Here is a 19,741-nt window from a genome sequence, read left to right as displayed (position 1 = left end):
AGTTTCCGCAGCCCTCTCCGCCTCCAAAGGAGCCTTCCATGAATGCCATCGTCGAACAATTGAAGAGCACCGCTGCAGCCACCAAGGCCACCGACCTGCGCGCCGCCTTCGCCGCCGATCCGCAGCGCTTCCAGCACTTTTCCGTATCGCTTGACGACCTGCTGATGGATTTTTCCAAAACGGCCGTCAACGACGAGATCCTCAAGCTTCTGGTGAAGCTCGCCGAAGAAGGCGGTGTCGAAAAGAAGCGCGAGGAGATGTTCTCCGGCAAGGCGATCAACTTCACAGAAAACCGTGCCGTTCTACACACGGCGCTGCGCAACCGCTCCAACACGCCCGTGCTGGTCGATGGCAAGGACGTCATGCCTGACGTCAATGCCGTTCTCGCCGCCATGGGCAAGTTCGCAGACGGCGTGCGCTCCGGCGCGCTGAAGGGCGCGACCGGCAAGAAGATCACCGATGTCATCAATATCGGCATCGGCGGCTCGGATCTCGGCCCGGTCATGGCGACGCTGGCGCTTGCCCCCTTCCATGACGGCCCGCGCGCCCATTTCGTCTCCAACATCGATGGCGCGCATATTGCCGATATCCTGAAGCTGGTGCAGCCGGAAACAACGCTTTTCATCGTCGCCTCCAAGACCTTCACCACCGTCGAGACGATGACCAACGCCCAGACGGCGCGCAAGTTCATCGCCAGCGCACTTGGCGAAGCTGCTGTTCAGCACCACTTCGCCGCCGTTTCGACGGCGCTCGACAAGGTCTCGGCCTTCGGCATCGAAAGCGAACGCGTCTTCGGCTTCTGGGACTGGGTCGGCGGCCGCTACTCGATCTGGTCGGCAATCGGCCTGCCGCTGATGATCGCCGTCGGTCCGGAGAATTTCGGCAAGTTCCTCGACGGCGCGCATGCCATCGACAATCATTTCCGCAAGGCGCCGATTACCGAAAACCTGCCGATGCTGCTCGGCCTTATCGGTTTCTATCACCGCAATGTCCTGGGTTACCCGACCCGCGCCATCCTGCCTTACGACCAGCGCCTGTCGCGCTTTCCGGCCTATCTGCAGCAGCTCGATATGGAATCGAACGGCAAGGGTGTCACCATCGACGGCACGCCGGTCGAGGGCAATTCCGGCCCTGTTGCCTGGGGTGAGCCCGGCACCAACGGCCAGCACGCCTTCTACCAGCTCATCCATCAGGGCACGAGCATCATCCCGGCCGAATTCATGATCGCCGCGAACGGCTTCGAGCCGGAGCTGCGCCACCAGCACCAGCTCTTGATGTCCAACGTTCTCGCCCAGTCGGAAGCGCTGATGAAGGGCCGCACCTTCGCGGAAGCCAAGAAGCAGCTGACCGACAAGGGCATGGACGACAAGAAGGCCGATTTCATCGCCCCACACCGCGTCTTTACCGGCAACCGCCCGTCGATCACCTTCGTGTACGACAAGCTGACGCCCTATGCGCTCGGTCGCCTGATCGCGCTCTACGAGCACCGCGTCTTCGTCGAAGGCGTGCTCTTCCGCATCAACTCTTTCGACCAGTGGGGCGTGGAACTCGGCAAGGAACTGGCGACCGGCTTGTTGCCCGTCGTCGAAGGCAAGGAAAGCGCTGCCGGCCACGATTCCTCGACGCAGGGGTTGGTTGCCGCGCTGGCAAAGCTCGCCAAGTAAGTTTGGCGATCCGCAAACGGTCGCCGGGTTCAGTTCTCGAGCAGATTTTTATCGAACCAAACGTCCTGATAATCATCTGCAATCAAGAATCGCCAACCCGGCGCCAAAGCAAGATAAGGTTCAATTGCAGGCGCCCAGCTGCCTATATGACTTACATGCAGCGGTCTGAAAAAATCATCCGCCGCATTATATTCACCAGCCCAAATATACCATCCCGATGTTCCTGCCCCCGGTGGATGGCGAAGACCATTCAACGGCATGACTCCGGACTTTACATTTAGCGCTGCCCCGACAATTTCGCTGGCAGAAGGAGCGAATACAGGGGATCCAAAGCGGTTGCAGATCTCTTGTTGGCTTACCTGGAGGCTACTCACCAAACCCATTTTCCTTCTTCAACCGACGAGAAAATGCTGAGGGAGCGACTTTTCTCAGCTGTGGGCTGGACAACGTCTACATCACGCGTGCGAGATTTGTCGATTGATACGCTCATGGAAAGCCCGCACAAGTGAGATCTAAGCCCATCCGTGATGCGGGTGGGCTTTTTTATTTGACGCTGTCGAAATGCAGGGCATCTCCTCGTCTATAGAGAAAGCGCTGGAGGAGCCGATGACTGCAACGGATGACGAGCTGGTGAAATTCGAAGCCGAGGGGGCACTGCCATTGCCGCCCGCGAACGATGAGGGTTTCGTCGAGAATGAAGGCGCGCGCATTTGGTATGCGAGTTATGGAGCCGGCCCCGCCGTCATCCTGCTGCATGGCGGGCTCGGCAATAGTGGCAACTGGGGCTATCAGGTTCCCGATCTCGTCGAGGCCGGCCACCGGGTCGTGGTGATTGACAGCCGCGGACATGGCCGCAGCACGCGTGACGACCGTCCCTATACCTATCACCTGATGGCATCGGATGTGCTGGCCGTGATGGATCATGCCGGGATTCGGGAAGCTGCCTTCGTTGGCTGGAGCGATGGCGCCTGCACATCGCTGATCCTCGCCGACCAGAATCCGGAGCGCGTCTGCGGCGTCTTCTTCTTCGCCTGCAACATGGACCCCGGCGGCACCAAGGAATTCAAGATGACGCCCGTTATCGATCGCTGCTTCAGCCGCCACAGGCAGGACTATCAGGCCCTATCGGTAACGCCCGACCAGTTCGAGGCCTTTGTCGGCGATGTCTCGAAGATGATGGCGACGGAGCCCAACTACTCGGCGGAGCAGTTGGTTGGCATCAAAGTTCCAGTTTCCATCGTGCTCGGCGAGCATGACGAATTCATCAAGCCCGAACATGCCGACTATCTGACAAGGACGATCCCAGATGCGGAATTCGTGCTCATGCCAGATGTCAGCCATTTCGCGCCGCTGCAGCAACCGGACCTCTTCAATCGCGAGGTCCGAGCCTTTCTCGACCGGATCGAATAAGGTTCAGAGGCCAATTTCGTCTACCCAGGGCGGATTGGCACCGTTACAAGGGGCTTCGGATAGGGTGACGCGCTTCAACCCTCGTCTTGGCGCAATCATATGGGGGAGCCTGATCGCCGTGGCCAGACCGAGCCGTTCCAGCAGCCGGATGAAATACCAGCCCAGATCCAGCTGGCCCGGTTCGATGCCGAGCCGCGCGGATTCCGGAAAGGCGTGATGGTTGCCGTGGAAACTCTCGCCGAAGGTCACCAACCCGAAATGCGGCAGGTTATACCCCTGCACCGCGACATCATCGATACTCCAGCCCTGATGGCCATCCCGATGGGCAAAATGACCGACCAGCCAGTGTCCGGTCAGCGACACCGCTATCCGCACGGCAATGCCCCAGACTAGCCACGGCAATCCGCCGAGCATGAAGAGCATGAGGACTAGGGGGATTTGCTGTGCCATCCACGTCGTCTCCACGAAGCGATAGAAGCGATCGTGCCGCTCCCGCTCCCCGATGACGAAATGCGGCGGATGATCCAGCACCACTGCACAATGCATCTGCCAGAAGGCGTCGATGAAAAACGACCGCCTGTGTGCAAAAAGGTCATGGCACTCTCGCTGTCGCTGAGCCCAATCGCGAATATCGTGCGCATAGATCATGCCGAAGGGGCCGGCCATTCCAACCAGCGTACCAATATAGACGAGAAAATGTTCGATCCAGATATGGGTGCTGAACGACCGGTGGATCAGCAGCCGGTGCATGCCGACCGAATGACCGAGGCAGATCGTGACCGCGGTCAACAGGATGAAGACGGCAAAGGCACTCCAGGTGAAAGTCAGCGGTCCGCCAATAATGGCAATCAAGGTCATCGTGGTAATCCAGATCGACTTCGCGGGCATCCAGACCACCCTGCCCTTCACTGGATCGCTTTTGTCATCAATCATCCGTCCGGTGGAAATGCTGCTCATGGCAAACTCCCTCCCTTCGGGCGCATTCAACACTTGAACACCGCCCGTCAATTCATTATTTAAGGAATTACCTAATTACTTTGCGGCAAGAGTAACAATTAAGCAATGCATTAATTGCTTAATTATTTAATGGATCGATGCAGCGATGCCTCGGGCACGGAGACAGGACTTGGAAGAAGAGATGTTCGATGACGCTGCGGAAGACGGTTCCGTCAGCGCCGCTCAGCGGGTATTCCACGCACTTTCCAGCGCGCCACGTCGGAAGATACTCGCCTATCTCTCGGCATCGGGCCTGACCGCCGGCGAGATCGCCGACCGCTTCAGCATGTCCAAGCCGGCCGTATCGCAGCATCTTTCCGTCCTTGAGACAGCGGGTTTGATCCGGCGAGAGAAGCAGGGTCAGTTCGTCCATTACTCCCTGATCGAGAACAATCTCGTCAACACACTCAACGGCTTCGTGCAGGAAGTCTGTCCGGTCGGTCGGCCGATCAAGAAGGAAAGCCAGGCGCGCGCCCGCGCGAAAGACGCGAAGGAATTGCCTTGAGTTTCAAGGCAGCGGTCAAGCCTGGCTGAAAGTCTTATAGTCCAATCTCATTTGCCCAGGGCGGATTGGCGCCGGCGCGGGAGACGGTGACAGCCGCAGCCTTGGCGCCAAGTGCCAGGGCGTTGCGGAGCGCCTGTTCATCAAGGTTGGCGACCTGCTCCTTGGTCAGCAGGTTATCCATCTTCAGCGAGGCGAGGACGCCGGCGTCGAATGTGTCGCCGGCGCCGACAGTATCGACGACGGTGACACGCTCGCTCGGTACGGTGACCTTGCGCGCGCTTGTGTAGCCGGTTGCGCCTTCAGCACCCTTGGTGATGACCACGAGCTTGGCGCCGTGGTTCAGCCAGTGAGCAGCCAGTGCGTCATGGTCGCCGTCCAGGCCGAACCATTCGAGATCCTCGTCGGAGAATTTCACGATGTCGGACTTGGCGGCCATGCGCTTGATGCGGGCCATGTGCGCAGGCTTATCCTTGATGAAGCCCGGGCGGATGTTCGGGTCGAGCGAGATGACGCGCTTTGCGGCTTCGCGATCGAGAAGCGCTTCGTAGGTTTCGCCGCAGGGGCTCGGGATCAGGCTGATCGCGCCGAAATGCAGCGCTTCGCAATCATCGCCGAGAACAGGCAGATCATCCGTGGTGATCATGCGGCCGGCAGTGCCTTCGTCGTAGAAGGCATAGGTCGCCTGACCGTTGACGAGCTTGACAAAGGCGATCGTCGAAGGGCGCGAGGTGATGGCGCACGGGCTGTAATCTACATTGCTCGCCTTCAGCGTTTCGAGCAGGATTTCGCCCATCATGTCATCGGCAATGCCGGTGAAGAAGGCCGTCGGGATGCCCAGACGACCGAGCGCAATCGCCGTGTTGAAGATCGCGCCGCCGGCATAGGGCGCAAAGCCCTTTTCGCCAAGGGTCGTATCCCTCGGCAGCATGTCGATCAGGGCCTCGCCGCAGCACAAAATCATCGAATTCCTCCCAACAGGACTTACGCGTTTCTCAATCGATTAAGCGAGCTTTTGTCAAAAGGCTAGAGCGAAAGCTCACTCACGCCACCATTCCTTGCCGACCAGGCCAGCGGCGCATCGAGGAAGGCCTCGACTTCCTGCAGCGTCTTTTCATCGAAGAGCTTCTGCTCTTTGGCGATCGCCAGAACCTCACGCCAGGTGGCGATATGATGGAACTGGACCTTGCCATTGGCAAAGCGCTGATGCGCCTCCTGGAAGATGCCGTAGAAGAAGAGCGCCATGCCGTGATCGACGATGCCGCCGGCGGCCCTTATGGCATCGATGAAGGTGAACATACTGCCGCCGGCAGTGGTCAGATCCTCGATGATGAGAACGCGGGCGCCTTCCTTCATGTCGCCTTCGATCTGCGCATTGCGACCGTGGCCCTTCGGCTTCTTGCGGACATAGATCATCGGCAAGCCGAGACGATCGGCAAGCAGTGCGGCAAAGGGAATGCCTGCGGTTTCGCCGCCGGCGATGCAATCGAACTGTTCGAAGCCGGCATCGCGCAGCAGCGTGCTGGCGGCAAAGTCCATCACCGTCGAGCGGACGCGTGGGAAGGAGAGAAGCTTGCGGCAGTCGATATAGACCGGGCTCATGATGCCGGAAGCATATTTGTAGGGCGTCTCGGCATTGAAATGAACAGCCTTGATCTCCCAGAGCATCTTTGCCAGCAGCTCTGCCATGACGGCGCGGTCAGGAAATGTGGTCTGGATCATGCGGCTTCTCCTTCGGCTGACGTTCCAGCGGCAATAGCAGCAAGAGCGGTCGGTTTCCAGACGGAAGACGGCCGTCAACCGAGCAGGCGGCCAATATCCGCAACCTGCATCTTCCTGAAGAGCGCGATTGCCTGCGCGCCCTCTATCTCATCCAGCGAAACAGCGTAGCGGACAGCCGCCGCCAGGAGCTGCATGGTCAGTCGGGCAATGGCCAGAAGCTCCGCCCCGGCACGCTTTGGCCATAGTTGTTTTAACACCGAAAACAGGGCCTGCGCGTGGAATTCCATATCTTCGGCATCGACCTGCTGAAGAAGCTTGTCCGTATGGGTCGCGTGCCAGATATCGCGCATGACAGGCTCGCGGCGGAAGAAGGCATAATATTCATCGGCGATGACGCCGAGGGCTGTCTGCAGATTTTCCGCGTCCGTCACCTTCGCCAGTTCGTCTGCCACGCATTGCCGGCCCTGCTCATTGAAGCGCTCGGCAAGTGTGCGGATGATCGAGGTCTTGTCCGGGAAATATTGATAGAGGGCGCCGAAGGAAATCTCGGCCTTTTCAACGATTTCACTCATCTTCAGTGCATCGCTGCCGTTCTTTTCGATCAGCGCGGAGGCGACCGTCAAGATCCTTTCGAAGCGTTCGCGGCCGCGCTGCTGGCTCGGGATACGGCGCGGCTGGCCGGTCGGCTCCTGCTGGCGCCTGCGTCGTGCGATCACCTCTTCTGCCATCTTCCGCTTCCCTCGACTGTTGACAAAGAAAATAAGAGAGTTTATCTCATTTTGCAAATGAGAGAGTTTCTCTTATTTTTGAACCGAAGAGGAGTTTCGATATGCAGAATTCCGAAATCGTTCTGATCGGCGGATCGGGGAAAACCGGCGGCCGCATTGCCAACAGGCTGGAAGAGCTCGGACTTGACGTTCGCAAAGCATCCCGCTCCACGGTACCGGCCTTCGACTGGGAGGATCGCACGACCTGGCGCAATGCACTCACGGGTGCGACGAGCGCCTATGTCGCTTTCCAACCGGACCTTTCCGTCTCCTGGGCGGCAGAGGCTATCGAGGCGCTTTCAAGACTCGCAACGGAGTGCAGGCTGCAGCATATCGTGCTGCTGTCCGGCCGTGGCGAAGACGGGGCGCAGCGGAGTGAGGAAGCGCTGCGGGCGACCGGGATCGACTACACGATCCTGCGCGCCTCGTGGTTCTGCCAGAATTTCAGCGAGGGCGCTTTCGTAGAGTCGCTCATTGCCGGCAGGCTGGAACTGCCGGCCGGCGATATCAAGGAGCCCTTCATCGATGCCGATGACATTGCCGACGCGGCAGTGGCGGCGCTGACCGATATCAGGCATCGCAACAGGATCTACGAGCTGACCGGTCCTCGCGCGCTGAGCTTCCGCGAAGCCGTGGCCGAGATTGCGGCTGCCTCGGGCCGGTCTATCGACTACGAACAGGTATCGATGGCGGACTTCCAGGAGAGCCTCTCCGTAGCGGGAACACCGGAGCCTGTCATCGCGCTGCTGGAAGAGCTCTTCGGCCAAATCCTCGACGGGCGCAATTCCGAGGTGATGGGTGGTGTGACAGAGATACTCGGCCGCCCGGCAAAGGATTTCAGCCAATATGCGCGGGAGACCGCGGCGACCGGATTGTGGAGCGCCTGACCATGCAGATCGTTCTCGTCATTTCCCTTATTGCCGCCGCGATCGGCAGCGGCCTTGTCGCCGGCATCTTCTTTGCTTTCTCCACCTTCATCATGACTGCTTTTTCGCGCATCCCGGCCGAACAGGGCATCGCGGCGATGAATTCCATCAACGTGACCATCGTCCGCTCGCCTTTCATGCTGCTCTTCGTGCCGACGGCGATCCTCTGCGTCGTCATCGCAGTGCTGGCCTTCGTGAACTGGCGCGGCGGCGCCTCTTCGATGATGCTGGCCGGCGCGGCACTCTATGTCATCGCGTCCTTCCTCTCGACCATCGTCTTCAACGTGCCGATGAATGATGCGCTGGCGAAAGTCAGCGGCAACGGGCCAGACGCGGTGCAGCTCTGGACGACCTACCTCAGGGACTGGACGTGGTGGAACCATGTGCGCACGATCGCCTCGCTGTTGGCCTCGGTCGCTTTCGTGCGGGCGCTCATGATCATTTGAAAAGGGCGGAGGGAATAGCCCTCCGCCCTTCGCTGTTCCGCGCAATTCCGGACGCAGAACCGCGGCACACCTTTGCTGGAATGCTTTAGCTCTGCTGGCAGAAGGTGATGCGGTTGTTGAAGGGGTCGATGACGCCCATTTCGAGGCCCCAGGGCGCTTCTTCGACACCCGGGTTCATATAACGATAGCGTTTGGCGGCGAGTTCTGCCTGATAGGCTCGGACATCCCTCACCCGTACGAAGGCTCGCGCGCCTGGGCTGGCATCGCCGGAATGTTCGCTCAGGTGCAACTGCATATTCTCGCGCGAGACCTGGCAATAGAGCGGGGAGTTTTCGCCGAAACGATGCTCCCAGTCGAGCGTGAAACCCAGGAAGCCGCAGTAGAATTCCATGGCTTTCTCGACCGAGAAGATGCGGAAGATCGGCACAGGTGGTTCGATACCGATAGCAGATTTCGCTCCTTCGGCCTCATCCAGCTTTGCCGAGAGAATATTCCACTGGTCGAGGCCGAATTGTCTGGCGACAATCTCCAGGGTTTCGCTATGGGTGAGGGAAATATCGCGGTCGGCAAGCGCCTGCCGCAGGGTTTTTGCCATAAGCTTGGCATCGCGAAAATCACGCATGGTTCATCCTTCTCCGTTGGCGGCAAACAGGGAGATCAGTGCCCGCGTCTGCTGACCCGTTCGCCATCGATTGCCAGAGCAAGGATGTGAAGGTGGAGTTGGACGCATTCACCATAATGCTTGCGCATCGCGGGGCGGCTGGCTGCATCCGGCCGATCTCAGATTACGAAAGGTCAGGAGACGGATCAAGAGGCCGAGCGCGCAACACCTGCCGGCACCGAATGAAGGTGGCTGGCGAGTTCAACGCGGTTGCGGCCGGCGCGTTTTGCAGCATAGAGCGCCTTATCCGCCTCGTTCAGCATGGCATCGAAATCCAGCGGCTCGGATCGTCCGGGCGCGACGCCGACGCTGACAGTGCATTTCAGCACTTCGTCCTCGATATAGATGTCGCGCTCCTCGAAAGCCTTGCGAATGCGCTCGGCGGCAAGCTCGGCGCGGCCGGGCATGATTTCCTTCAGCACCAGCGCGAATTCCTCACCACCGAGGCGGGCGGCCGTATCGCCGCCGCGGCAATTGGCGGAGAGTTCGCCGGCAAAGACTTTCAGGACGTGATCACCGGCCGCATGGCCGTAGCGGTCGTTGACCGATTTGAAATAATCGATGTCGAAGACGATGACGGCGGTCGAAGCATCCATGGAGCGGACGCCATATTGGTCGAACAGAGCGCGGCGGTTCACTAACCCGGTCAGCGGATCGGTGATCGCATCCATGCGGTGACGGGCGGCAAGCCGCCATTGATGCAGTGCCAGCGACAAGGCGCCGATGCCGGTCATCCCGGCGATGCACACGGCGATACTGAGGTCTTCGGCCCAATTGCTGGGTGCGGCCCCGAGCACCAGCTTGCCGTCCCAGATCAAGACTGCGGCGCAGAGGACGAAGGAAATCGCCGTCAATGTGTAGAGGGCGGTAATGCCTGATATCGGCGCAGGTGCTTCTGCGCGGTCAAGCCAATATTGCCGGGCAGTGGTGAAGAGCAGGAAGGCGATGGCGAGATTATCCGCCATGAAGGCCAGACCATCCAGCCCGGCGATCATCGGCGGAATGGATGCGGCCATGGCGACAAGTGCACGCACGACGATGCCCGATTTCGGGAGCCGACCGGTGCGGAACTGATAGCCCGCGCCCCAGATCGTGGCAAAACCGGCATGAAACAGCACGAAACAACCCGCACCAAGCAGGCGCTCGGGCTGTTCCACATAGTGGGCATAGGCTAAGATGCCGGCGACAACGAGAACGAGGCCGAATGCTCCGGTGAGAAGAAAGGTTTCAGCCCGGCGCGCGAGCCAGCTTCCCATGAGCGTCACGGCAAGGCAGGTTGCTGAAACGCCAAGCGCCAGCAGCAATGAATTATAGTCAAGCATCATGCTTTAAATCTCCGCGGCTCTTGCCGCGCCGATAACGTTTTTAAAATCTATCTCGTCATTGCTGACGAATGTCTTACGCATTCCGTTAAAAAACATAGGTTTCGCAGCCGAGCGTTACAAAATCAACGTTCGACAGCAACTATAAGAAGAAAAATATTTAAGCCTGTACAGCTTCTCAGGCTTTGATCTGCCAATGCAATGCAAACATCGGATCGAAGACGGTAACCGGCCCGACGCCGGTTTCGATCCTGGCGGGGAAGACCACGGGGTCGGCCTGCCGCTCCAGCGTGATACGTTCCTCGTTCGGCTCGAGCCCATACCAGGCCGGACCATTCAAGGAGGCAAAGGCCTCCAGCCTGTCGAGCGCGCCATCCTGCTCGAACACATGGGCAAGGCAGCTCATCGTGTTGATCGAGGTATAGATCCCCGCGCAGCCGCAAGCACATTCCTTCAACGGGTCGACATGAGGCGCGGAATCCGTGCCGAGGAAGAACCTGGCATCGCCGCTGGTCGCCGCCGCCCTCAATGCCAGCCGGTGATTTTCGCGTTTCGCGACGGGCAGGCAGTAATAATGCGGGCGAATGCCGCCGACGAGGATGGCGTTGCGGTTGATGATCAGGTGATGGGTGGTAATGGAGCCGGCAAGATTGGCCCTGGCCGACTTGATATAGTCGATGCCATCTGATGTCGTGACATGTTCCATCGTCACCTTCAGTTCCGGCAGGCGCTTGCGAAGCGGGTCGAGCACCGTTTCGATGAAGACGGCTTCGCGGTCGAAAATATCGACGTCGGGCGTCGTCACCTCGCCGTGGACGCAGAGCGGCAGGCCGATCTTCGCCATGCGCTCCAGTACCGGCATCGCCTTTTCCATATCGCGCACGCCGCCGTGCGAGTTGGTCGTGGCGCCGGCCGGATAGAGTTTTACGGCGGTAATGAGGCCGCTCTTCTTGCCCTCTTCCACATCGTCGGCGCTCGTGTGCTCGGTGAGATAAAGCGTCATCAGCGGCTGGAAGCGATGGCCGGCCGGAAGCGCCTTCATGATACGCTGGCGATAAGCGGCCGCATCCGCGGTCGTGACGACCGGCGGGACCAGGTTCGGCATGATGATGGCGCGGGCGAAGGTGCGGCTCGTATCTCCAATCACACCTTCCAGCATGGCGCCGTCGCGCAGATGCAGATGCCAGTCGTCAGGACGGCGGATAGTGATCGATTGCATGGGAGCCTCCGAAGCGATGCGGGTTTCGCCTCGATAGCATCAAGACCGGTGCAGAAACAACTGCTCAGGCCAGCGCGATTTCCAATGTGATGTCGGCGGGCCGACGATTTTCGAGAATGAGCCGGCCGTTCGGCAGGTCGTTGCCGTAGACTTTGGCGCTCGCTTCCTCCTCGGTCAGTCTATAGCCGCGCCAGCGATCCCAGAGGCGCTCTTCCAGAACTTCCATCGGCGGGGCGAGCATGATCGTGTAATCGAAGATGCCGTCGAGCTCGGCCCATTTGCCCTGCGTGAAGAGCAGATAGTTGCCCTCGATGATGATGAAGCGGTCCTGCGGATCGATCGGCCTGGCCGACGCGATCGCAAGCTCGCGCGAACGATCAAAGACGGGAACGAGGACTTCCTGATCGGCGGGCCGCACGGCTCGGACGATATCGAGGAAGCCGCGTACATCGAAGGTTTCCGGAATGCCCTTGCGAGCCAGCAGACCACGCTCGATGAGAACCGTATTGTCCATATGGAAGCCATCCATGGGCAAAACGGCAGCACTCTCGCCCAGCACCTTCAAGGCGTCGGCGATATTGTCGGCCATGGTGGATTTGCCGGCGCCGGGTGGCCCCGCAATCGCAATCAGGAAGCGCCTGGAATCGCCGGCGCGGTTCAGGACCTCGCCGACGATTTCGCCTATTCTCGCATTCATGCCGCAACGGGCTCCGCAGGGGCTGCCTTGGCGCCGGTCATGAAGGCGACGGCATCGGACATCGTGTATTCCTTCGGATTGATGACCGTCAGGCGGCGTCCGAGACGGTGGATGTGAACGCGGTCCGCGACCTCGAAGACATGCGGCATGTTGTGCGAGATGAGCACGATCGGAATGCCACGGGCGCGCACGTCGAGGATCAGCTCCAGCACGCGGCGGCTTTCCTTGACGCCGAGGGCGGCAGTCGGCTCGTCCATGATGATGACCTTGGAACCGAAGGCCGCCGCACGGGCAACGGCGACGCCTTGGCGTTGGCCGCCGGAGAGCGTTTCCACCGCCTGGTTGATGTTCTGGATAGTCATCAAACCGAGTTCGGACAGCTTGTTGCGTGCCTGCTTTTCCATCGTCGGCCGGTCGAGCATACGGAACCACGAGCCCAACGGACCTGGCTTACGGATCTCGCGGCCGAGGAACATGTTGTCGGCAATCGACAGCGCCGGCGAAAGGGCGAGGTTTTGATAGACGGTTTCGATGCCTGCTTCGCGCGCTTCCATCGGTGATCTGAACTGTACCTGCCGGCCTTCCAGGGTGATCACTCCGTCATCGGGCGTGATTGCGCCCGATATCGCCTTGATGAGCGAGGATTTGCCGGCGCCGTTATCGCCGATGACAGCGAGGATTTCGCCCGGATAGAGGTCGAAATCGGCATTGTCGAGCGCAGTCACGCGTCCATAACGCTTGACGAGGCCACGGGCAGTGAGAATGGGTTCGCCAGCCATGGTCACACCGAAACCTTTCTGATCCATTGATCGATCGCGACGGCGGCAATGATCAGCACGCCTGTCAGCAGGACTTTCCATTGCGGGTCGGCACCGAGCATGTTGAGCCCCATGGAGACGACACCGACGATCATGGTGCCGAAGAGCGTGCCGAGAATGGAGCCTCGGCCGCCGAAGAGCGAGATGCCGCCGATGACGGTCGCGGTGATCGCTTGCAGATTGTAGTCCGTGACGGCCGAGGACGGGGAAATCGAGCCATTGCGGCCGATCGAGACCCAAGCGGCGAAGGCAGCGATGACACCCGATATGGTGTAGACGGTCAGCAGCACCTTCTTGGTCTGGATGCCGGAGAGCTTGGCAGCTTCCGGATCATCGCCGACAGCATAGACATGCCGGCCCCAGGCGGTGTGATTGAGGACATACCAGAGCAGCACGACGAGCAGGACCATGGCGATAACGCCGAGGGTCAGCACCGCGCTGCCGAGCTTGAAGCTCGTGGCGAAGAGATGGAGCAGCGGCGCCTGTTCATCGACATCGGTATCGCGGATCGTCTCATTGGCGGAATAGATGAAATTCGTCGCCATGACGATGTTCCAGGTGCCGAGTGTCACGATGAACGGCGGCAGCTTCATGAAGGCGACGAGGAAACCGTTCAGCAATCCGCAGAGACCACCGACGACGAGGCCGGCTGCGACCGCGATCGGTGTCGGTATGCCATAGGTGATGGCGACATTGCCCATGATGACGGCCGAAATGACCATGATGACGCCGATCGAAAGATCGATGCCGGCGGTCAGGATAACCAGCGTCTGGCCGGCGCCGAGAATGCCGACGATGGCGATCTGCTGCAGGATCAGCGTCAGCGTATAGGACGAGAAGAACCGTCCGCCGATCGCTATTCCGAAGATCACGATCGACAGTATCAGCACGATCAGCGGCACGGCGGCCGGTGTCGAGTGCAGAAAATGCTGCGCGCGTTTGATCAGCGAGACATTCTCGTGCTCGAACGAGGCGACACTCTTGTCGCTTTCGTCGAGGACGCGTTCAAATTCCTGTGCTCCGGTCATTGTTCCTCCTTCGCAGCCGCGCGCCGAACTCACGCGAAAGCCGTCGCCGATAGTCTTCCGGTCTTTGTTCAGCCGGTTTGTCGGGCGACGGCATATGGTCCGCCCAAAACGGCCGGGGATCAAGCCCCGGCCACTTCTCACACTTATTCAGGCAGGGCTTAGCCCCAGCACTTGTCCGTGCCTTCCTTCGTGTCGATCGACTTGACGCCGGAAACCGGCTTGTCGGTGACGAGGGAAACGCCGGTGTCGAAGAACGACTTGCCTTCGGTCGGCTTCGGCTTTTCACCGCCGTCAGCGAACTTCTTGATCGCCTCGACGCCGAGCGATGCCATCATCAGCGGATATTGCTGCGAGGTCGCACCGATGACACCTTCCTTGACCGACTTCACGCCCGGGCAACCACCGTCGACCGATACGATCAGTACGTTCTTCTCCATGCCGACGGCCTTCAGGGCCTGATAGGCGCCGACCGCAGCCGGCTCATTGATCGTGTGGATGACGTTGATGCTCGGATCCTTCTGGAGAAGGTTTTCCATGGCCTTGCGGCCGCCTTCCTCGTTGCCGTTCGTCACGTCATGGCCGACGATGCGCTTGTCGTCTTCGTCGCCGATCTTGTTCGGGTCCTTCGGGTCGATGCCGAAGCCCATCATGAAGCCCTGGTCGCGCAGGACGTCGACAGTCGGCTGCGACGGCGTCAGGTCGAGGAAGCCGACCTTGGCGTCCGTTGCCTTGTCGCCCAGCGTTTCCTTGGCCCACTGACCGATCAGCTTGCCGGCGAGCAGGTTGTCGGTTGCAAACGTAGCGTCTGCGGCATCGGCCGGCTCAAGCGGCGTATCGAGTGCGATGACCAGCAGGCCGGCGTCGCGAGCCTTCTTGACCGAGGGCACGATGCCCTTAGTGTCCGAAGCGGCGATCAGAATGCCCTTTGCGCCATCGGCAATGCAGCTTTCGATTGCTGCGACCTGGCTTTCGCTGTCACCGTCGATCTTGCCCGCATAGGACTTCAGCGTGACGCCGAGTTCCTTGGCCTTGGCTGTCGCACCTTCCTTCATCTTCACGAAGAAGGGGTTGGTGTCGGTCTTGGTGATCAGGCATGCGGAAACATCCGCCGCCATTGCCGGAGCGGAAAAGGCGACGCCGAGCGCGAGCGCGCCGAAAGCGAGAACTGATTTCTTCATGAACTCCTCCCAGATTAGCCGGCCCGCCCCCAAGGCGGCACCGGAATTCATGCACGGCGAGACTTGCGGAATGTGACATGAGCCCCTCCCAAAGCCGTCCCGTGCCGTTGACGCTGGCAATTAAGAGCGAAAGAAAACCGCTTGTCAATAAATAAATCCAATTGAATTATTAATTCGATGTGGCATGCTGGCGAGAAATCGGGCATAGGCCGTTAAACGGGAGGAGTGGCCAATGTCGTCCTTGGATGGTCCGGATTCCATGCCGGCCCCACCACCAATTCTAAATCCGTCGGGAGGTGCGAACCAGATCAGGGTGCGCGCCTATAACGAACGGCTCGTGCTGTCGCTGGTGCGCCTATACGGCGCGTTATCGAAGGCCGATATCGCACGCCGCAGCGGGCTTTCGGCCCAAACCGTCTCCGTCATCATGCGCGCACTGGAAAAGGAAGGCCTGCTTTCGCGCGGCGAACCGATCCGCGGTCGCGTCGGCCAGCCATCCATTCCGATGCGGCTTAATCCGGATGCCGTCTATTCCTTCGGCGTGAAGATCGGTCGGCGAAGTGCCGACCTCGTGCTGATGGATTTCGTCGGCAACATCCGGCTGCAATTGCACAGGATCTACGCCTACCCCCTGCCGCACGAAATCCTGTCCTTTGTCACCAAAGGGATCAGGGAGCTGGAAGGGAGGCTCGACGAACGCGAGCGCAGCCGTATAGCCGGGCTCGGCATCGCGGCTCCTTTTGAGCTTTGGAACTGGGCGGACGAAGTGGGTGCGCCCGAGGGTGCCATGGAAGTCTGGCGCGACTTCGACCTGCAGGCAGAGATTGCCGAACAGGTCGCCTATCAGGTCTTCCTGCAGAACGACGCCACCAGCGCCTGCGGTGCGGAACTGGTCTTCGGGATTGGTCCGTCCTATCCGGATTTCGTCTATTTCTTCATCGGTTCCTTCATCGGCGGCGGGATCGTGCTCAATTCGGCGATCTTTTCCGGCAAAACCGGCACAGCAGGCGCCATCGGCCCACTGCCCGTGCGCGGCAAGAATGGCGAAACGCTGCAGCTCCTGGAAATCGCTTCCATCTTCGTACTGGAAAACATGCTGCGCGAGCGCGGCATAGATCCGCAACCGCTCTGGTATTCGGCCGACGACTGGGTGGATTTCGGCGAACCAATGGAAACCTGGATCCAGGATACGGCCAAGGCGTTGGCACAGGCGATCGTGGCAGCCGCCTCCATCATCGACTTCAGCGCCGCCGTCATCGATGGCGGCTTTCCGGACTGGGTGCGCCGGCGCATCGTTTACGCGACGATCCACGAAGCTGAAAAGCTCGACCTGCAGGGCGTCGTCATGCCCGACATCGTGGAGGGCCTGGTCGGCGCGCAGGCACGTGCCATCGGAGGCGCCAGCCTGCCGATCTTTGCGCGCTATCTTACTGACCAGAATGTACTCTTCAAGGAGATCGACAATGCTGAAAGGGCTTGACCCGCTCTTGAGCCCGGATCTGCTCGCGACATTGCGCGGCATGGGCCATGGCGATGAAATTGCCATCGTCGATGGCAACTATCCGGGTATCGAGCATGCGCGGCGGCTGATCCGGCTCGACGGACATCATCTCATTCCGGTCCTTGATGCCGTTTTGAGCGTGCTGCCAATTGACGACTTCGTGGCAGAAGCAATTTTCCGCTCAACGGTGAAGGCCGAACGCGACAAGCTCGACCCCGTTCATGAGGAAATGATCGCCTGCTGCGCCAGGCATGAGCCGGATCGAGAGGTCGTTCCACTTATCGGCCAGGATTTCTATGGCCGCGTGCGCGCGGCCCATGCGGTCATCCAGACCAGCGAACCGCGGCTCTATGCCAATATCATCCTGCGCAAGGGCGTGATCTATCCCACGGCCGCCGACGAACCCGTCAAGGCCGAAGTCGATCCCTTCGTTTATTGATAGCTGTGACGCGAAATCAGATCTCGCCGGCCGAAGGCCCCCAGACATCCGTCAGCGCAAAGCCGAGAGGATGCGGGTCGAAGGGGTCGAGTGCGACCTGCGACAGGCCGAAGGTGAAACCGCGGCCAGTGATCGTCGGGATGACGGCAGGCTTGCCGGCGACCTCCGTCACCGCCTGGAGGCCGACTTCGAATTCCGAGCCGATGATCGACTTCGACTTGAATGTGTCGCCGACTTTCGCTTTTCCGCGGGCGTAAAGGGTTGCCAGATTGGCCGAATTGCCGGTGCCGCAGGGCGAACGGTCAGCACGTCCAGGCCACATGGTCGTGCAGGTGCGCACCGTGCCATCGGCCTCGATATCGCGAAACATGACATAGGCGACGCCCGAGATTGCCGGAATTTCCGGATGGACGACGGGCATCTGCCGGTTGATGAGGTCCTTCAGCACCATGCCTGCCTGGACGAGTGCTGCGGCATTGGCCTTTTCGATCTTCGAATTGATCTGGCCGACATCGACCAGCGCATAGAAGATGCCGCCATAACAGATGTCGGCCTTGATCGTTCCCCAGTGCGGCGTGTCGATCTCGACATCCAGCTCGTGGACGAAGGACGGCACCATCGTCAGTTTCACCTTCTCGCAGCGACCGTCGCGGCAAGTGGCGGTCGCCTTGACGAGACCGGCTGCAGTTTCCAGTGTGACGATGGTTTCGGGCTCCTTCATCTCGACGATGCCGGATTCCAGGAGAGCGGTCGTTACGCAGATGGAGTTCGAGCCGGAGCTCGCATGCGCCTGATCAGGCTGTAGGATGATGAAGGCCGCATCCGCGTCCGGATGCTTTGGCGGCAGCAACAGGTTGACCGACCCGATCGGTGCACCACGCGGCTCGAGGCAGAGGAAACGACGAAGCTCCTGCCCCTTGGGGTCGGTGTTCAGCCAGTGAAGCTGGGCGGCGACCGTCTCGCCCGGAATTTTGGGCACGCCACCGATTGCGACCTTGCCGATCTCACCTTCGGCGTGAACATCCAGAAGCTGGATCGTGCGCTTCCATCTCATCTCTCAAGCTCCCAATCAGATATGATGCGCGATGGCGCCATCGACGCGGACATTATTACGGGTGACGAAGGTTCCGGCCATGACCAATGCTAGTATCGGTTGATGCGGAATGGCTTGATATCAACTGATGTTTTGACACCTGCCACCATATCCGCGATCAACCGCGCCGTCGTTGCCGAATAGGTCAGACCGAGATGGCCGTGGCCGGTGGCATAAAAGACGCCAGGCATTTTCGACGAAGGCGAAACGATCGGGATCGTATCCGGCAATGCCGGGCGATGGCCCATCCATTCGCTGGTGTCCTGGACCTTGAGACCGGGAAGGATGCGTTGCGCGTGGCGCACCAGCACGCGCGGACGGCGGAAATCGGGGGCGGCCGTAAGCCCCGCCAGCTCGACATTGCCGCCGACACGGATACCGCCTGCGGTCGGCGTCACCATGAAGGCGCGATGCGGCCAGATCACCGAATAGCGCATGGAAATGCCGGGCTGCATGATCTGCGTATGATAGCCACGTTCGGTTTCGAGCGGGATCGGCTCACCGAGGGCCTCGGCAAGGAACCGCGTGTGGACGCCGGCTGCCAGGACGACCTTGTCGGCTTCGATGCGATTGCCGTTTTCGAGAAGAACGGCGGTCCTGCCATCGCTCTTGCGTTCGACGGTTTTCACTTGCCCGGACACGAAGTTGGCGCCGGCGGCCTTTGCCGCATCTGCAAGCTTTACAACCAGCTTATAGGGATCGCGGATCGACTTGTTGTCCGGCAGCAGCACGGCCTTGGCGATTTTCGGCGAGAGGGTCGGCTCGTAATACTGGATCGCACCGTTGCTCAGCACCTCGAATTCCATGCCGTAGCGCCGCATCAGGTCAAGGTGGCCACGGTCCGCATCAAATTCGGCCTCGGTCTCGTAGATCGCAAGGCAGCCCTCTTCGGTCATCAGGTCGGGCGCGCCGATCGCGTCGAGCATGGCGCTGATATCGCCGAGAGCGATCCTGGAGAGACTCATGCCCGCATCCTCGATCTCTCTCAGACGTGCCGGACGGCCGGCCGCGAGAAACCGCAGGAACCAGGGCAGGATTTTTGGTGCATAGCCTGGCCGCAGCCAGACCGGACCTTCCGGATCGATCAGCCAGCGCGGCAGCTTCTTCCAGGTCGAGGGACCGGAACCGGCCGCGAAGTCGAGCGCGATGCTCGCCATATTGCCGTAGGAGGTTCCCCTGCCCGGCTCGCCCTTGTCGATCAACGTGACTTGAAAGCCGCGCCGTTGCAGTTCGAAAGCAATCGAAGCACCGATCACACCGGCGCCGACGACGGCCACCGTCTCATTCGTTTCATTCGCCATATCTTGTCCACCGCACGGCAGAGTCGGTGCCGTCGGAGATGTGATATATCA

The 19,741-nt window shown here is 60.1% G+C and carries 21 protein-coding genes; 7 read left to right on the top strand and 14 right to left on the bottom strand.

All coding sequences use genetic code 11. The annotated features are described in order from the left end of the window. Positions 1-38: 38 nt before the first annotated feature. The gene (pgi, locus tag LVY75_11860) at positions 39-1,664 is read left to right on the top strand and encodes a glucose-6-phosphate isomerase (GenBank protein ID XAZ23925.1); all 1,626 of its coding nucleotides are present in this window, start codon (positions 39-41) and stop codon (positions 1,662-1,664) included. 29 nt (positions 1,665-1,693) lie between these two features. On the opposite strand, the gene LVY75_11855 is transcribed toward pgi, so the two are convergent. Beyond that, positions 1,694-2,047 carry a hypothetical protein gene (locus tag LVY75_11855; protein XAZ23924.1) on the bottom strand — a complete coding sequence of 118 codons (354 nt, stop codon included), beginning with the start codon at positions 2,045-2,047 and terminating at the stop codon, positions 1,694-1,696. A gap of 223 nt (positions 2,048-2,270) precedes the next feature. Between LVY75_11855 and LVY75_11850 the strand changes: the two genes are divergently transcribed. Continuing rightward, entirely contained in the window at positions 2,271-3,074 is an 804-nt protein-coding gene (locus LVY75_11850) for an alpha/beta hydrolase (protein ID XAZ23923.1), read from the top strand. 3 nt (positions 3,075-3,077) lie between these two features. Here the strand turns inward: LVY75_11850 and LVY75_11845 are convergent, their stop codons facing one another. Further along, positions 3,078-4,031 (bottom strand): acyl-CoA desaturase, encoded by a 954-nt coding sequence (locus LVY75_11845; GenBank protein XAZ25699.1) that lies wholly within the window; start codon positions 4,029-4,031, stop codon positions 3,078-3,080. Positions 4,032-4,200: 169 nt separating this feature from the next. Between LVY75_11845 and LVY75_11840 the strand changes: the two genes are divergently transcribed. Further along, the gene (locus LVY75_11840; GenBank protein XAZ23922.1) at positions 4,201-4,575 is read left to right on the top strand and encodes a metalloregulator ArsR/SmtB family transcription factor; all 375 of its coding nucleotides are present in this window, start codon (positions 4,201-4,203) and stop codon (positions 4,573-4,575) included. Positions 4,576-4,609: 34 nt separating this feature from the next. Here LVY75_11840 and LVY75_11835 read toward each other — a convergent pair whose 3' ends face one another. The 3 genes from LVY75_11835 to LVY75_11825 form a co-directional block, all read right to left on the bottom strand. Beyond that, positions 4,610-5,536 carry a carbohydrate kinase gene (locus tag LVY75_11835; protein ID XAZ23921.1) on the bottom strand — a complete coding sequence of 309 codons (927 nt, stop codon included), beginning with the start codon at positions 5,534-5,536 and terminating at the stop codon, positions 4,610-4,612. Positions 5,537-5,598: 62 nt separating this feature from the next. Further along, complete coding sequence (locus tag LVY75_11830) at positions 5,599-6,294, bottom strand: orotate phosphoribosyltransferase (GenBank protein ID XAZ23920.1); 696 nt, start codon at positions 6,292-6,294, stop codon at positions 5,599-5,601. Between the two features lie 74 nt (positions 6,295-6,368). Next, a complete protein-coding gene (locus tag LVY75_11825; protein XAZ23919.1) occupies positions 6,369-7,022 on the bottom strand; it encodes a TetR family transcriptional regulator in 654 nt (217 codons plus the stop codon). Positions 7,023-7,123: 101 nt separating this feature from the next. Between LVY75_11825 and LVY75_11820 the strand changes: the two genes are divergently transcribed. Together LVY75_11820 and LVY75_11815 are read left to right on the top strand one after the other, a co-directional pair. Further along, positions 7,124-7,948 (top strand): NmrA family NAD(P)-binding protein, encoded by an 825-nt coding sequence (locus LVY75_11820; protein ID XAZ23918.1) that lies wholly within the window; start codon positions 7,124-7,126, stop codon positions 7,946-7,948. A 2-nt stretch (positions 7,949-7,950) separates the two neighbouring features. After that, complete coding sequence (locus LVY75_11815) at positions 7,951-8,433, top strand: DUF1772 domain-containing protein (GenBank protein ID XAZ23917.1); 483 nt, start codon at positions 7,951-7,953, stop codon at positions 8,431-8,433. Positions 8,434-8,518: 85 nt separating this feature from the next. Here the strand turns inward: LVY75_11815 and LVY75_11810 are convergent, their stop codons facing one another. From LVY75_11810 to LVY75_11780, 7 genes are all read right to left on the bottom strand, one after another. After that, on the bottom strand, positions 8,519-9,055 hold the full coding sequence (locus tag LVY75_11810) for a VOC family protein (protein ID XAZ23916.1): 537 nt from the start codon (positions 9,053-9,055) through the stop codon (positions 8,519-8,521). A gap of 185 nt (positions 9,056-9,240) precedes the next feature. Continuing rightward, positions 9,241-10,419, bottom strand: a complete 1,179-nt coding sequence (locus LVY75_11805; protein XAZ23915.1) for a GGDEF domain-containing protein — start codon at positions 10,417-10,419, stop codon at positions 9,241-9,243. A 175-nt stretch (positions 10,420-10,594) separates the two neighbouring features. After that, positions 10,595-11,635 carry a dihydroorotase gene (pyrC, locus tag LVY75_11800; protein ID XAZ23914.1) on the bottom strand — a complete coding sequence of 347 codons (1,041 nt, stop codon included), beginning with the start codon at positions 11,633-11,635 and terminating at the stop codon, positions 10,595-10,597. A 64-nt stretch (positions 11,636-11,699) separates the two neighbouring features. Further along, complete coding sequence (locus LVY75_11795; GenBank protein XAZ23913.1) at positions 11,700-12,332, bottom strand: nucleoside triphosphate hydrolase; 633 nt, start codon at positions 12,330-12,332, stop codon at positions 11,700-11,702. Further along, positions 12,329-13,111: an ATP-binding cassette domain-containing protein gene (locus LVY75_11790; protein ID XAZ25698.1), complete on the bottom strand. Its 783-nt coding sequence runs from the start codon at positions 13,109-13,111 to the stop codon at positions 12,329-12,331. The genes LVY75_11795 and LVY75_11790 overlap by 4 nt, the downstream gene beginning before the upstream one ends. Positions 13,112-13,113: 2 nt before the next feature. After that, the gene (locus LVY75_11785) at positions 13,114-14,178 is read right to left on the bottom strand and encodes an ABC transporter permease (GenBank protein XAZ23912.1); all 1,065 of its coding nucleotides are present in this window, start codon (positions 14,176-14,178) and stop codon (positions 13,114-13,116) included. Positions 14,179-14,336: 158 nt separating this feature from the next. Beyond that, entirely contained in the window at positions 14,337-15,356 is a 1,020-nt protein-coding gene (locus LVY75_11780) for a sugar ABC transporter substrate-binding protein (protein ID XAZ23911.1), read from the bottom strand. A 232-nt stretch (positions 15,357-15,588) separates the two neighbouring features. Between LVY75_11780 and LVY75_11775 the strand changes: the two genes are divergently transcribed. Together LVY75_11775 and LVY75_11770 are read left to right on the top strand one after the other, a co-directional pair. After that, a complete protein-coding gene (locus tag LVY75_11775) occupies positions 15,589-16,836 on the top strand; it encodes an ROK family protein (protein ID XAZ23910.1) in 1,248 nt (415 codons plus the stop codon). After that, the gene (locus LVY75_11770) at positions 16,820-17,296 is read left to right on the top strand and encodes a transporter (GenBank protein XAZ23909.1); all 477 of its coding nucleotides are present in this window, start codon (positions 16,820-16,822) and stop codon (positions 17,294-17,296) included. The genes LVY75_11775 and LVY75_11770 overlap by 17 nt, the downstream gene beginning before the upstream one ends. A gap of 16 nt (positions 17,297-17,312) precedes the next feature. Here the strand turns inward: LVY75_11770 and LVY75_11765 are convergent, their stop codons facing one another. Both LVY75_11765 and LVY75_11760 read right to left on the bottom strand, forming a co-directional pair. Beyond that, positions 17,313-18,350 (bottom strand): 4-hydroxyproline epimerase, encoded by a 1,038-nt coding sequence (locus tag LVY75_11765; protein ID XAZ23908.1) that lies wholly within the window; start codon positions 18,348-18,350, stop codon positions 17,313-17,315. A gap of 89 nt (positions 18,351-18,439) precedes the next feature. Beyond that, the gene (locus LVY75_11760) at positions 18,440-19,690 is read right to left on the bottom strand and encodes an FAD-binding oxidoreductase (GenBank protein XAZ23907.1); all 1,251 of its coding nucleotides are present in this window, start codon (positions 19,688-19,690) and stop codon (positions 18,440-18,442) included. Positions 19,691-19,741: the final 51 nt, after the last annotated feature.

The sequence above is a fragment of the Sinorhizobium sp. B11 genome, assembly GCA_039725955.1.
Classification (GTDB): domain Bacteria; phylum Pseudomonadota; class Alphaproteobacteria; order Rhizobiales; family Rhizobiaceae; genus Rhizobium.
Note: the sequence above shows the minus strand (reverse complement) of the source record. Positions and strands in the feature narration are given on the sequence as shown.

Bases quoted from the DNA above. Each gene is read 5' to 3' on its own strand.
- LVY75_11795 (XAZ23913.1), bottom strand. From the start codon at position 12,332: ATGAATGCGAGAATAGGCGAAATCGTCGGCGAGGTCCTGAACCGCGCC.
- pyrC (XAZ23914.1), bottom strand. From the start codon at position 11,635: ATGCAATCGATCACTATCCGCCGTCCTGACGACTGGCATCTGCATCTG.
- pgi (XAZ23925.1), top strand. From the start codon at position 39: ATGAATGCCATCGTCGAACAATTGAAGAGCACCGCTGCAGCCACCAAG.
- LVY75_11805 (XAZ23915.1), bottom strand. From the start codon at position 10,419: ATGATGCTTGACTATAATTCATTGCTGCTGGCGCTTGGCGTTTCAGCA.
- LVY75_11855 (XAZ23924.1), bottom strand. From the start codon at position 2,047: ATGGGTTTGGTGAGTAGCCTCCAGGTAAGCCAACAAGAGATCTGCAAC.
- LVY75_11850 (XAZ23923.1), top strand. From the start codon at position 2,271: ATGACTGCAACGGATGACGAGCTGGTGAAATTCGAAGCCGAGGGGGCA.
- LVY75_11760 (XAZ23907.1), bottom strand. From the start codon at position 19,690: ATGGCGAATGAAACGAATGAGACGGTGGCCGTCGTCGGCGCCGGTGTG.
- LVY75_11770 (XAZ23909.1), top strand. From the start codon at position 16,820: ATGCTGAAAGGGCTTGACCCGCTCTTGAGCCCGGATCTGCTCGCGACA.
- LVY75_11790 (XAZ25698.1), bottom strand. From the start codon at position 13,111: ATGGCTGGCGAACCCATTCTCACTGCCCGTGGCCTCGTCAAGCGTTAT.
- LVY75_11830 (XAZ23920.1), bottom strand. From the start codon at position 6,294: ATGATCCAGACCACATTTCCTGACCGCGCCGTCATGGCAGAGCTGCTG.
- LVY75_11825 (XAZ23919.1), bottom strand. From the start codon at position 7,022: ATGGCAGAAGAGGTGATCGCACGACGCAGGCGCCAGCAGGAGCCGACC.
- LVY75_11815 (XAZ23917.1), top strand. From the start codon at position 7,951: ATGCAGATCGTTCTCGTCATTTCCCTTATTGCCGCCGCGATCGGCAGC.
- LVY75_11810 (XAZ23916.1), bottom strand. From the start codon at position 9,055: ATGCGTGATTTTCGCGATGCCAAGCTTATGGCAAAAACCCTGCGGCAG.
- LVY75_11765 (XAZ23908.1), bottom strand. From the start codon at position 18,350: ATGAGATGGAAGCGCACGATCCAGCTTCTGGATGTTCACGCCGAAGGT.
- LVY75_11780 (XAZ23911.1), bottom strand. From the start codon at position 15,356: ATGAAGAAATCAGTTCTCGCTTTCGGCGCGCTCGCGCTCGGCGTCGCC.
- LVY75_11835 (XAZ23921.1), bottom strand. From the start codon at position 5,536: ATGATTTTGTGCTGCGGCGAGGCCCTGATCGACATGCTGCCGAGGGAT.
- LVY75_11845 (XAZ25699.1), bottom strand. From the start codon at position 4,031: ATGAGCAGCATTTCCACCGGACGGATGATTGATGACAAAAGCGATCCA.
- LVY75_11775 (XAZ23910.1), top strand. From the start codon at position 15,589: ATGTCGTCCTTGGATGGTCCGGATTCCATGCCGGCCCCACCACCAATT.
- LVY75_11820 (XAZ23918.1), top strand. From the start codon at position 7,124: ATGCAGAATTCCGAAATCGTTCTGATCGGCGGATCGGGGAAAACCGGC.
- LVY75_11785 (XAZ23912.1), bottom strand. From the start codon at position 14,178: ATGACCGGAGCACAGGAATTTGAACGCGTCCTCGACGAAAGCGACAAG.